At 63.5% G+C, this 12,447-nt stretch carries 11 protein-coding genes; 10 read left to right on the plus strand and 1 reads right to left on the minus strand.

Annotation, left to right across the window (positions count from 1 at the left end; genetic code table 11):
• Positions 1 to 232 precede the first annotated feature (232 nt).
• Both ACYU70_RS09010 and ACYU70_RS09015 read left to right on the plus strand, forming a co-directional pair.
• Positions 233 to 805 carry a helix-turn-helix transcriptional regulator gene (locus ACYU70_RS09010; protein WP_342298671.1) on the plus strand — a complete coding sequence of 191 codons (573 nt, stop codon included), beginning with the start codon at positions 233 to 235 and terminating at the stop codon, positions 803 to 805.
• A 124-nt stretch (positions 806 to 929) separates the two neighbouring features.
• A complete protein-coding gene (locus tag ACYU70_RS09015) occupies positions 930 to 1,349 on the plus strand; it encodes a hypothetical protein (RefSeq protein WP_342298670.1) in 420 nt (139 codons plus the stop codon).
• A 186-nt stretch (positions 1,350 to 1,535) separates the two neighbouring features.
• Here the strand turns inward: ACYU70_RS09015 and ACYU70_RS09020 are convergent, their stop codons facing one another.
• Positions 1,536 to 2,117 carry a phage tail protein gene (locus ACYU70_RS09020; protein ID WP_342298669.1) on the minus strand — a complete coding sequence of 194 codons (582 nt, stop codon included), beginning with the start codon at positions 2,115 to 2,117 and terminating at the stop codon, positions 1,536 to 1,538.
• Between the two features lie 488 nt (positions 2,118 to 2,605).
• Here ACYU70_RS09020 and ACYU70_RS09025 point away from each other — a divergent pair, with 488 nt between their 5' ends.
• The 8 genes from ACYU70_RS09025 (at position 2,606) to ACYU70_RS09060 (ending at position 12,438) form a co-directional block, all read left to right on the plus strand.
• Complete coding sequence (locus tag ACYU70_RS09025; protein WP_342298668.1) at positions 2,606 to 3,412, plus strand: DUF4468 domain-containing protein; 807 nt, start codon at positions 2,606 to 2,608, stop codon at positions 3,410 to 3,412.
• A gap of 15 nt (positions 3,413 to 3,427) precedes the next feature.
• Positions 3,428 to 3,817, plus strand: coding sequence for an eCIS core domain-containing protein (locus ACYU70_RS09030; RefSeq protein WP_342298666.1), 390 nt, complete (start codon positions 3,428 to 3,430; stop codon positions 3,815 to 3,817).
• A 68-nt stretch (positions 3,818 to 3,885) separates the two neighbouring features.
• Complete coding sequence (gene merTP, locus ACYU70_RS09035) at positions 3,886 to 4,509, plus strand: mercuric transport protein MerTP (RefSeq protein WP_342298664.1); 624 nt, start codon at positions 3,886 to 3,888, stop codon at positions 4,507 to 4,509.
• Between the two features lie 10 nt (positions 4,510 to 4,519).
• Positions 4,520 to 4,753, plus strand: a complete 234-nt coding sequence (locus tag ACYU70_RS09040; protein WP_425293331.1) for a GDCCVxC domain-containing (seleno)protein — start codon at positions 4,520 to 4,522, stop codon at positions 4,751 to 4,753.
• 85 nt (positions 4,754 to 4,838) lie between these two features.
• On the plus strand, positions 4,839 to 6,083 hold the full coding sequence (locus tag ACYU70_RS09045; protein ID WP_342298662.1) for an MFS transporter: 1,245 nt from the start codon (positions 4,839 to 4,841) through the stop codon (positions 6,081 to 6,083).
• 141 nt (positions 6,084 to 6,224) lie between these two features.
• Positions 6,225 to 8,285: a DUF3857 domain-containing protein gene (locus ACYU70_RS09050; protein WP_342298660.1), complete on the plus strand. Its 2,061-nt coding sequence runs from the start codon at positions 6,225 to 6,227 to the stop codon at positions 8,283 to 8,285.
• 56 nt (positions 8,286 to 8,341) lie between these two features.
• Complete coding sequence (locus tag ACYU70_RS09055; RefSeq protein ID WP_342298657.1) at positions 8,342 to 10,393, plus strand: DUF3857 domain-containing protein; 2,052 nt, start codon at positions 8,342 to 8,344, stop codon at positions 10,391 to 10,393.
• A gap of 68 nt (positions 10,394 to 10,461) precedes the next feature.
• Positions 10,462 to 12,438 (plus strand): DUF3857 domain-containing protein, encoded by a 1,977-nt coding sequence (locus ACYU70_RS09060; protein WP_342298656.1) that lies wholly within the window; start codon positions 10,462 to 10,464, stop codon positions 12,436 to 12,438.
• Positions 12,439 to 12,447 lie beyond the last annotated feature (9 nt).

Here is a 12,447-nt window from a genome sequence, read left to right on the forward strand (position 1 = left end):
AAAACCGTCACGAGTTACGATGCGCTAAACTCGCGCCAGATACGGCATCATGCATCCAATGAAGTAGCCTAAGCCCCAACCCCACCAGCGGCTGGGGCTTCTTCGTGTCACAGCCCGCCGGAAACCACAGATGCATCAAACCTGTACGGTATTATTGCAAAATAAAAAAATACCGTACACTTTCTATTCCGAATCTGTACGGTATTTTTCATTTTACAATAATACCGTACACATGCCTCGTCGCGCTACTCCTTCGACCAACCTGCTATCCCGCGTGCGGGTGTGGTTTGGGCTGCAACAAAATGAAATGGCCCTGTACCTGGGTGTGAGTCCTGAGCTAGTGGGGGCCATTGAGGCGGGCCGGCGCAACCTTACGTCCGACGTGCTGATGGCCCTGCGCCCGTTGCTGCCGCACCTGCCGCCGGCCGATGCGCCCGCTACCCCAGCCGCCGAAGTGCAGCCCGCCCTGCCCGCCCCCGAGGCGGCGGAGCTGGATTTCCGGCGGCGGGTGTGCGCGCAGCAGGCGGCGAAGCTGGGGCGCGAGCTGGCCGCCATCGAGGCCCGCGCCCGGGTGGCGACTCGCTGGGCGCAGGCCCTACCCGCCCTGCTGCAAGCCGCCGCCGAAACCATTCCGGCCCCCGACAACCCCGGCCGCCCCGCCTGGCTGGCCGACTGGCTAACGCGGCAGGCCCGCCCGCTGCCCCCCGAGGCTGCCACGCGGGCCCACCTGCTGCGGGCGCGGCTGGCCGGGCTGGCGGCCGAGACGGCGGCGCTGGTGGCGGCGCCGGAGGGGCCGGGCAGGTAGTCGGCACTGCTCAGCGGGGACAACGAGTATCATTTTCAGAAATGACACTGGTCATTTCTGCCCCTCCTGAGTGCCGTTAGCTTTGGCCCATTCTCAACCCCATTTTTCTTCCCCAACCTTATTTATGGCCTTGGATTACTCCTCCCTGACCGACCGGGCGCTGTGCGACGCCGCCACCGCCGAAGTTGAGTTCGAGCTCAAAACCTTCACTACCCGCGATGCCGTGGGCGAGCTGGCCGACGACCGGGCCACCCGTGCAAAATCCGATACCACGTCGCAATTGGCCAAGGTGAACGCCAAAATTGCCTCGGCCGATGCCGTGCTGGCGGCCCCCGGCATCGACGCGGAGCTGCTTGAAACCACCACCGACGAGCGCGCAGCCCTCGTGGTGCAGCAAACCCGCCTCACCAAGCGCAACCGCCTCAGCTCGGGCCTCACCCGTTTCCTGGCCGACGTGGATGCCGAGCAGGTGAGCACCCAGATTGCCACCCTCAACACCGTGAAGGCCGGCATTGCCACGCACCGTGCCACGCTGACGACCTAACCGCATCGGTTCGCAGTACCCAAAGCCCCGCCGGCCCTGCCGCGCGGGGCTTTTTTGTGCCTTGTCCGTCCCACACCTGGCATGCGTTACTACGCGGCGCTAAACTTGTGCGGTCAGTAGCCAAACGCCACATAGCTCAACTGCTGTAGCACTCATGCCTCATGAGCGTGCATTGCCGGGCGAGCTTTATTTCACCCTGATGATGTAGTACACGTAGGCGTTTACCGGCCGGGTTTCCTGGTCGCCGCCAGCAGTGATGGTATGCTCATGGTTGCCTGCTACTGGCATAGCAATGGCTAAGTCAGGAGAGAGCACTTCGCCTCCATGGTCATGAGGACCAGGACCCTGACCTATTATACCACCGTGGCTGTGTTCACCGGCAACGTTGGTTTTGAACGGGTCGCCGCTTGGTTTTGCCGTGCTGAAGGCCTGCATCGAGCCCACGTTGATGCCGGAATTCCCGTTGTTCGGGTTTGCGTCTTGCCGGGGTGCAACCCGCTTCTCCCGTTCGAGGTCGTATCTGGCCGTTTTGCCATTATCAACGCCCCGCAGGAATGCCCCGCGCAAGTCGGGCAGATAGAAGTTGGGCGCGCCATCGCCGCCCCAGGAGGTGCCGATTTGCTGAAATAGGTCGTGGTAACCTTCTGAATTCATCGTTTGCCCTTCGCAGACCATCCAGCCTTCTGGAATTTTATTGGTGGGCCCGGCAAAAGCCACGACTGAACCTATGGGGACTTGTACCGGCACGGGGATTATTGGCTGTTCCATCGCTCAAGAGTAAAAAGGGTTGGAGTGTTCGTAAAAATACCCTCCACACCAGCTGAATTGCATCAGTGTTGGCACTGAAATCGATGCCAAATCCAGCACTCATTGCCCTCACATCCGGCGCTGGTTTGGCGTAGCGTTACTCGTGTACCAACCCTTGACTCGCGCGAGTTTACGCGGAGCATAACTCGTGACCAGCCATGACGTGGGGCTGCGCCAGCGGCAATTTGGCACTGTGGACATAAGCTTCTACTGGCGATTCGTGCTATTGCGAGGCACAGCCTCGCCCGAAAAACCGTCACGAGTTAAACAGCGCTAAACTCGCGCCAGATGACGCCCCGCAATACGCTAACCGGCCTTATCTTGCTCCATCATTTCCAGCGGCAGCCTTTTGGGCCGGCGTGCAAAGCAGCTCCTTGCTTTTTTACCTCCCTGGTCCCTCAGCCGGGGCACGCCCCTATCAGCAGCCCCGACTTATCTTCTTTCCCTGCATGAATCGATTGCTATCCATCGGGCTGCTGGCGGCCCTGCTGCTGCCCGCGGCCGTGGTTGCCCAGAAGCTCCCCGCCTCCGACCCGCCCAAAACCTACCGGGCGGGCAGTGAGCGGGTACTGCTCTACCGCAGCCCGGCCGATACCGCGCGGGCCTCCGGCACCTCCCTGGCCCCCAACGAAACGGTCACGGTAGTGGGCCGCTACTCGCCGCGCTGGCTGGTGGTGAAGCGCACGGGGTTTCTGTTTCTGGCCGCCAGCAGGCAGCTCATCGACCCCGATGCGCTGGGGCCGACGGCGGTACCCAGGCTGGCCGATGGCACCCCGCTCCCGCTCGATGAGCAAACCCGGCACGTCACCTACGAGGGCGTGGTGGAAGTGCCCGGCGCTACCCAGAACCAGCTCTACGACCGCGCCCTGGAGTGGATGGCCAAAACCTACCAGTCGGCCAACGACGTGGTGCAAATCAAGGACAAGGAGCAGGGCAAGCTGCTGGCCAAGGGCGGCATCCTGTTTTTTTCGCACGGCACGCCCATGGGTTTCGTGGTGCACACCCAAACCATTTACGTGAAGGATGGCCGCTACAAGTACGTCATGACCGGCTTCAGGCATCAGAACCTGCTGACCAACGGCCCCGTGGCCCGCGATGGCTCGATGGGGGCGCTGGAACAAGCCACCCCGCCCGAAGGCTTTCGCGACAAACTCTGGTTTGAGATGCTGGCCGGCACCAACGCGAAGGTGAAAGCCATGATTGCCGACCTGGAACAGGCCATGCAGGCCAAGGGCAAAGACCCCAGCAAGTTTTAACCAGCTCCGGATAGCATGAAGAAGCCCAGCCCACCAAAACGCAATACCACAGGCCTGCCCGACCAGCTCAAAGCAGGCGTAGAAAGCCTCTCGGGCTACTCGCTGGATGAGGTGCGGGTGCATTACAACTCGGCCAGGCCCGCACAGCTGGAGGCGTTGGCCTATGCGCAGGGCACGGATATTCACGTAGCGCCGGGGCCGGAGCAGCACCTGCCGCACGAAGCCTGGCATGTGGTACAACAGCAGCAGGGCCGCGTTCGGCCAACCGCCCAGCTGGCTGGGCAGAGGGTCAGTGATGACGCCACCCTGGAACGGGAAGCCGATAATATGGGCTCGAAAGCGGCGCGGCGGCCAACGGGCGCAGCTTTCGCCTCGGATGCGGCGCAACAAGTGGAATCGGCTTAATTTCCCGGCCCGAAGTAAGAGCCGGGACGCTGCCGGCCCCGGCTGGCAGCTAAACGCATGCTATCCCGATGAACAACGCTTCCCTCGCTTCCGCTAAGTCTGTTTTTGGGGCCGGTCTGCTGGCCGCCGTTGCGGCTTCGCTCTGCTGCATTACGCCGCTGCTGGCGGTAATTGGTGGGTTGAGCGGAGCCGCCGGGGCCTTCGCCTGGGTCGAGCCTTATCGGCCCTATCTGGTGGGGCTCACGGTGGCCGCGTTTGTCGTGGCCTGGTACCAGCAGCTCCGGCCGAAGCCGGCGGCCGACTGCTGCGCAGCCCCGCAAAAGCTGACCTTTTTGCAGTCCCGGGGCTTTTTGGGACTGGTGACGGTGCTGGCGGCGGCGCTGCTGACGTTTCCCTATTATGCAGCCATACTTTACCCCCGGCCCCAGGCCCGAGCAGCACTGTCCGCGACCAGCGGCGCACTCCCCACTTGGCAGACCCGCACGTATCGCATCGGGGGCATGACCTGCGCGGCCTGCGCCCAGCACGTTGAGCAGGCGGTGCAGCAGGTGCCCGGCGTGCAAGCCGTGTCCGTTTCCTACGACCAGGCCACCGCGCAAGTGCGCTTCGACGCAGCGCAGGCGCAGCCGGCCCAGGTAGAAAGCGCCATCAACAGCACCGGCTACCACATTCTGAACCCCACCAGCCACTAACTACCCGATAATGTCGCCCACGCCGCCCATGGTCACGCTCACCTCCGTACTCACCTGCCCGGTTTGCCAGCAGCCGCACTCCGAGCAGATGCCGACCAATGCCTGCCAGTATTTCTACGAGTGCCCGAGCTGCCGCACCGTGCTGAAACCGCTGGCCGGCGACTGCTGCGTGTTCTGCTCATACGGCTCTGTGCCCTGCCCTCCCATTCAGGAGCAAGGCCCGGGCACCTGCGGCTGCTGCTAACGGGACCGCAAGACCTTGCCGCTAGGCCCGCAGGAACCGGCGCACCGCTGCCGCCCGGCCATTCCTGCCGACCTTTGCGGCACCCATGCCCGCAACTGCTGCCCCCGCTTCCCGCCCCTACTCCACCGGCTTCTGGCTCATGTGCCTGTCGTCGTTCCTGTTTTTTCTCAGCTTCAACCTGCTGCTGCCCGAGCTGCCCGACCACCTCACCCGGCTGGGCGGGGGCGAGTACAAAGGCTTCATCATTGCCCTGTTTACGCTCACGGCGGGGCTGAGCCGGCCGTTTTCGGGCAAGCTGGCCGATACCGTGGGCCGCATTCCGGTGATGGTGTTTGGCTCGCTGGTGTGCTTCGTATGCGGGTTTTTCTACCCGTGGGCGCTCACGGTCACGGGGTTTCTGGGGCTGCGGCTGCTGCACGGGTTCAGCACGGGCTTCAAGCCCACGGGCACGGCCGCCTTCATCGCCGACATCGTGCCCGTGGAGCGGCGCGGCGAGGCCATGGGCCTGCTGGGCGTGACGGGCAGCCTGGGCATGGCGGCCGGGCCGGCATTCGGCTCGTGGGTGGCGGCCACGTTCTCCCTCAACACCATGTTTTACTGCTCCAGCGCGGCGGCCCTGCTCTCGCTGGTGGTGCAGGGCACCCTCACCGAAACGCTGCCGGTGGCCCAACGGGAGAAATTCAGCTTCGGGCTGCTGAAGCTGAACTGGGGCGAAGTGCTGGAGCCCAAGGTGCTGCCGGCGGCCCTCACCACGCTGCTGTGCCTGTTTCCGTTCGGAGCGGTGCTCACCGTGATACCCGACCAGAGCCGGCTATTGGGCCTCACGGGCTCGCACAAGGGCTGGTTTTATCTGTGCTACACCATATCGTCATTGGCGGTGCGGCTGGTTGCGGGCAAGTCATCAGATAAGTACGGGCGGGTGCCGGTGCTGCGCTGGTCCACGGCTATGCTGGCCCTGGGGCTGGTACTGCTGGTTCTCACGCCCTCGGTGCCGGTGTTTTTGCTGGGCGCGGTGGTATTTGGGCTGGGCACGGGCCTGAACTCGCCCACCCTCTACGCCTGGACCATCGACCTGAGCGAGCCGGCCCGCCGGGGCCGCGCCGTGGCCACCATGTACATCGCCCTCGAAGCCGGCATCGGGCTGGGCGCGCTGGCGGCGGGCTGGATTTTCAGCAACCACGCCACGCACCTGCCCTATGTGCACGGCCTCAGCCTGGCGTGCGTGCTGGCGGCGTTGGTGTATTTGATGCGGGTGCCCGCCGACCGCCCAGCCGGCCACTCGGCCGCGGCCGATGAAGTCCCCGAGCCCTCGGCCGAGGAAGTGGTGTAGGGGCGGAGGCGTACCCGGTAGGGCTTATCGCCGCCCCTACACCATTTCATTTAGAGAAATAAGATGAAAAATAGATGATTTTTAACTGAATTTCAGTAGTTTTAGCAGTTCAAAGATTGTCTATCCCATTCTTTTTTCTGCATGCAAGCATCTCTACTCGCCAGCCGCTGGCGGGGCTTACTGTCGGCGCTTTTGCTGATTATCAGCTATTCGGCCCGCGCCCAGAACGAACCCATTAAGTTCGGAGTGATTGATAGCCGGGAGCTCACGGCCGCGCCGTTTGTGGGCGATAGTGCGGCTTCGGCTGTGGTACTGTGCGACTTTGGCCGCTCGCGCCTGAAAGGCCAGGGCGGCGGGTTTCAGGTAATTTTTGAGCGGGTGACGCGCATCAAAATCCTCAAAAAGCCCGGCTACGAGTACGCCACGGTTGAAATCCCGCTCTACCACCGCGACGACGACCAGGAAAAGATATCGAACCTGCGGGGCTTCACTTATAACCTGGTGAACAACGCCGTGGAGAAAACCCGGCTCGAAACCAGCGGCGCATTTCTGGAAAAGCGCACGCCCACCGTCAGCGTGCAAAAGTTCACGCTGCCCAACGTGCGGGTGGGCTCGGTGGTGGAATTTGCTTACACCCTGACTTCGGATTTCCTCTTCAATTTTCAGGACTGGACGTTTCAGCGCGATATTCCGGTGCGCTGGAGCGAATACCGGGTGAGCATTCCGGTGTTTTACCGCTACAAAATTATCTATCAGGGCGCGCAGGCTTTTGCCGTGAACAAGACTTCGGTGGGCTCGACCAACCTGTTGCTGGACAGTAAAGTGCCTGCGAGCGGGGGGCTGAGCTCCGGCCAAACCACGGGCACCCTCACCGTGAGTGCGCCTACCGAGGAGCATATCTGGGCGCTGAAAGACGTGGCGGCCTTCAGCGAAGAGCCGTTTATGACCACGGCCGGGGACTACGTGGCCCGGCTCGATTTTGAGCTGACCGGCGAGCAGTGGCCCGACGCGCCCTACCACGACCTGACCGGCACCTGGGAGAAAATCAACGCCCGCCTGCTGGCTGATGATGAGTTTGGCGGCCGCCTGGGCCACATCGGCTTTATGCAGGACCAGCTGCAGGGCCTGGCCGCCAAATACCCGGCCGTGACGGACCGCGCCGCCGCCGTGCGCCAGCTGGTGATGGCCGCCGTGCGCTACGACGGCACCGACCGCTACTACGCCCCCGACCCGCTGCGCAAGGCCTACGATGCCCACCACGGCACCTCGGCCGATGTGAACCTGCTGCTGCTGGCGGCCCTGCGCGAGGCCGGCATCGAGGCCCACCCGCTGCTGCTGAGCACCCGCGACCACGGCTCCGTGAGCAAGGAATACCCGCTGCTGGAGCGCTTCAACTACGTGGCCGCGCTGGTGCCGCTGGCCGATGGCAAAGACCTGCTGCTGGACGCCACCGAGCCCCTGCTGCCCTGCGGCGTGCTGCCCCCGCGCTGCCTCAACCGCGTAGCCCGCCTCATCACCAAAAAACCCGAAGACGGCCGCTGGGTGGACCTGGCCCCCGCCCTGCGCCGGGTGCGCTACCAGCAGGTGGCCCTCGTGCTGGATGCCCAGGGTGGCCTCACGGGCAAGGTGCACGACGAGCACGGCGGCTATGCCGGTGCCGAGGCCCGCGCCCGGCTGGCCGGCCAGGGCGAGAAAAAATACCTGGCCGCCGCCACGCAGCGCCACGAAAACTGGACGCTGACCAGGCCCGCCCTGACCCAGACCGATAACGTGAACAAGCCCCTGCTGCTAGACTACGAATTCGCGCAACCCGCCGAAAGCGCAACGGCCGCCGGCCCCATTTACCTGAGCCCACTGAGCGAGTTTGGCCTGGGCCAAAACCCGTTTCGGCGTGAGGAGCGGGCCTTTGCCGTCGATTTCGGCATTCCGCAGGAAGAAACGCTGGTCGTGAACCTGACGCTGCCGGCCGGCTACGAGCTGGCCGCCGTGCCCAGGCCCGCCGTGGTGGACCTGCCCGAGGGCGGCGGCCGCTTTATGTGTAGCGTGGCGGCCACGCCGGGCGCGGTAACGCTCACCAGCCGCCTGACCCTGCGCCAGGCCGTGTACGGTGCCGCGCAGTACCCCAACCTGCGCGAGCTCTACCGCCTGATGCTGGAAAAGCAGGGCGAGAAGCTCATCATTCAAAAGAAAGCCGGCAGCTGAGCGGCGGGTCTTTTCTGCAATTAATTATCTCTTTAACCTTTCCTAACCCGCTTTCTATGAAGCACTCCTTACGCTACCCGGCAGCACTGGCTGCCCTGGTACTGGCCAGTCTCACGGCTCAGGCCCAAACTGAGCCCATCAAATACGGCAAGCCCGACCCCAAGGACTTTACGGCCGCGCCATTTGTGGGCGACTCGGCTGCGGCGGCCGTGGTGCTGTGCGACTATGGTACCACCAACTTCCAGTACAACAACAACGATTTCCAGCTGATATCGGAGCGCACCACGCGCATCAAAATCCTGAAAAAGGCCGGCTACGATGCGGCCACGATAGAAGTCCCCCTCTACCACCGCGGCGAAAACCAGGAGAAGATGTCGAGCCTGCGCGGCACCACCTACAACCTGGTGAATGGCCAGGTGGTGAAAACCAAGCTGGACGGCACCAACACCTTCACCGAAGACCAGACGGCCAACGTGCGGGTGCGCAAGTTCACGCTGCCCGACGTGCGCGAGGGGTCGGTGATTGAGTACAACTACACGGTGATTTCCGACTTCCTGTTCAACTTTCAGGACTGGACGTTTCAGCGCGACATTCCCGTGCGCTGGAGCGAGTTCCGGGCCAGCATTCCGGAGTATTTCCGCTACAAGATGCTGCAGCAGGGCTACCACCCGATGGCCGTGCAGAGCCAGAGCGAGGGTGCCATACAGTTTACCGTGCGCACGTCTGGCAGCACGGTAGGCAGCGGCTTCGGTACCACGCACCAGGCCGGCAGCAGCGATGCCATATCGGCGCGGACCACCAACTACGACTGGGCCATGAAGGACGTGCCGGCGTTCCGCAGCGAGCCGTACATGACCACGTCGGAAGATTTTCTGGACCGCATCACCTTCCAGCTGGCCGGCGAGCAGTTTCCGAACCAGCCCTACCAGAACGTATCCGGCACCTGGGCCAAAATCGATATGGAGCTGCTGAACAGCGACGATTTTGGCGGGCAGCTGGACCGGTGCGGCTTTTTGAAGGACCAGATTATGCCGCTGGTGGCCCAATACCCGGACCTGTCGGCCCGCGCCGCCGCCGTGCGCGAAGTAGTGATGGCCGCCGTGCGCTACGACGGCACCAACCACTACGCCACCACGGCCTCGCTGCGCAAGGCCTTTGATGCCCACCACGGCACCTCGGCCGATGTGAACCTGCTGCTCATTTCGGCCCTGCGCATGGCCGGCATTCCGGCCAATCCGCTGCTGCTGAGCACCCGCAGCCACGGCCGCGTCGACCAGAGCCAGCCCATGCTCTCGCGCTTCAACTACGTGCTGGCCCTGGTGCCGCTGGCCGATGGCAAAGACCTGCTGGTGGATGCCACCGAGCCCCTGCTGCCCTGCGGCGTGCTGCCCAAGCGCTGCCTGAACCAGGCCGGCCGCCTCATCATGAAAAATTCGGAACTGGGCCGCTGGGTTAACCTCAACCCGGAACAGCGCTACGTGCACTACCAGCAAGTGGCCCTGACTATGGATGCCAAAGGCGGCCTCACGGGCAAGGTGCACGAGGAGCACGGCGGCTACGCCGGGGCCGAGGCCCGCGAGGAGCTAAGCAGCCTGGGCGAGAAGAAATACCTGGCCCAGATGACCCGCCCACACAGCGGCTGGACCGTACCCAAGCTGACCGTAGGCGAACGCGAAAACGTGGCCAAGCCCCTGGCCCTGGACTACGAGTTTACCCAGGCCGCCGACGACAACGCCACCGCCGATATGCTCTACCTGAGCCCGCTGCGCGAGTTCGGCACCGAGCAAAACCCCTTCCGGCACGACGACCGGCTGTTTCCCGTGGACTTTGGCGCGCCGCAGGATGAAACCACGATGGTGACCCTGACGCTGCCCGCCGGCTACGAGCTGGCCGAAATGCCCAAGCCCGCCATTGTGGACCTGCCTGAGGGCGGCGGGCGCTTCATCTGCACCGTCACGGCCGGCGCGCCCGGCGTGGTGCAGCTCATGAGCCGAATGAGCCTGCGCAAGCCCGTGTACGCGGCCGAGGAGTACGCCCAGCTCCGCGAGTTTTACCGCCTGATGCTGGAAAAGCAAAACGAGCGGCTGATTATCAAGAAAAAAGCCTAGCCGGCAACTGAGCAGCCAGTTTTTCTGCCGTCAACTAATCCCCGCCCTTTCCCTGCTCTCTGAATAGTATGAAGCACTCGTTACGCTACCCGGCGATGCTGGCCGCCCTGGTACTAGCCACCCTAACGGCCCGGGCCCAGACCGAACCCATCAAATTTGGCAAGCCTGACCCCGGTGACTTCACGGCAGCGCCGTTTGTGGGCGACAGCGCCGCCGCGGTGATGCTGTGCGACTATGGCAGCTCCCGGGTAGAAATGGGCGCTAATGGGAGCCTGCAAGCCATAACGGACCGCACCACGCGCATCAAAATCCTCACAAAAGCTGGTTATGGGTGGGCCACGGTCGAGGTTCCGCTGTTCAGCATGAGCCAGAAGCTGGTGGGGCTGCGCGGCTTCACCTACAACCTGACCAATGGGGCGGTCGAAAAAATCAAGCTGGAAGACGACGGCAAGTTCACGGATGATGTGACCGCACACCTGCGCATTCGCAAGTTCACCATGCCCAACGTGCGCGAAGGCTCCGTCATCGAATTTACCTACTCGGTGATATCCGATGTTTCGATTAGCCTGCCGGACTGGACGTTTCAGCATGCTATTCCGGTGCGCTGGAGCGAGTACCGGGTCAACTTTCCCGATTATTTCAACTACAAAACCGTGATGCGGGGCTACCTGCCCCTCACCGTGCGCGAGCAAACGCAGGGCAGCACCATCATGGGCAACCGGGCCACCCGCACTTGGCTCTACCGCTGGGCCATGCGCGACGTGCCCGCCCTGCGCGAGGAGCCTTACATCACGACCATGAACGACTACGCGGCGAGCATGGACCTGGAGCTGGCCAGCGTTTACGTGCCCGGCGTGGGGGGCAAGGACTACACCGGCACCTGGGAAAAGATTGACGCTACCCTGCTGCAGGACAAAAATTTTGGCCTGCAGCTGGACCAGGGCGGCTTTATGAAGGATGCCGTGGCCAGGCTGGCCTTCACGCCCGCCACTACGGTGGAGGCGCGGGCCGCTGCCGTGCACGCGCTGGTGCGCGATGCGGTGAAATACAACGGCTACGAAACCATTTATACCTCGAACCCGCTGCGCAAAACCTTTGGGGAGCTGCACCTCGGCAATGCGGCCGACATCAATATGCTGCTGATTGCCGCGCTGCGGGTAGCCAATGTCGATGCCAACCCCGTGCTGCTCAGCACCCGCAGCCACGGCCACCTCACCACGGACTTTCCGCTCGCCACGCGCTTCAACTACGTGGTGGCCCACGTGGCCCTGCCCGATGGCAAAGACCTGCTGCTGGATGCCACCGAGCCGCTGCTGCCCGGCGGCATGCTGCCCGAGCGCTGCCTCAACCAGGTGGGCCGCCTGGTGATGCCTGACGGCAAGGCCTCGCGCTGGCTCGACCTCACGCCCAGCCAGCGGCGCGTGCACTACCAGCAGGTGCAGCTGGCCCTCACGCCCGAAGGCGCCCTCAGCGGCAAGGTGCACGAAGAGTACAGCGGCTACGCCGGGGCCACGGCCCGCGCCGAGCTCGAAAAAGTGGGCGAGCCCAAGTACCGCACCCAGTTTGCCGGCAAGCACACGGCCTGGACGGTGCCCAGCTTCGCCGTGTCGGGACGCACCAACCTGCTGAAGCCGCTGGTGGTTGACTACGAGTTTGCCCAGCCCGCCGAGCAAGCGGCCGCCGGTGGCCTCTACCTGAACCCGTTCAGCGAGTTTGTTGCGGAGCAAAACCCCTTCCGCCACGAAACCCGCACGTTCCCCGTCGATTTCGGAACCAGCACCGAGGAAACCATGATGATGACTCTCACGCTGCCGGCCGGCTACGAGCTGGCCGAACTGCCCAAGCCCGCCGTGGTGGACTTGCCCGATAACGGCGGCCGGTTTTTCTACACCATCGCCGCCACCGGTGCCACCGTCAATATTACCAGCCGCCTGAGCTTGCGCAAACCCGTGTACGCGGCCACCGACTACCAGTACCTGCGCGAGCTGTACCGCCTCATGCTGACCAAGCAGAGCGAGAAGCTGATTATCAAAGCGAGAAGCTGATTATCAAAA

Source organism: Hymenobacter segetis (assembly GCF_054776495.1).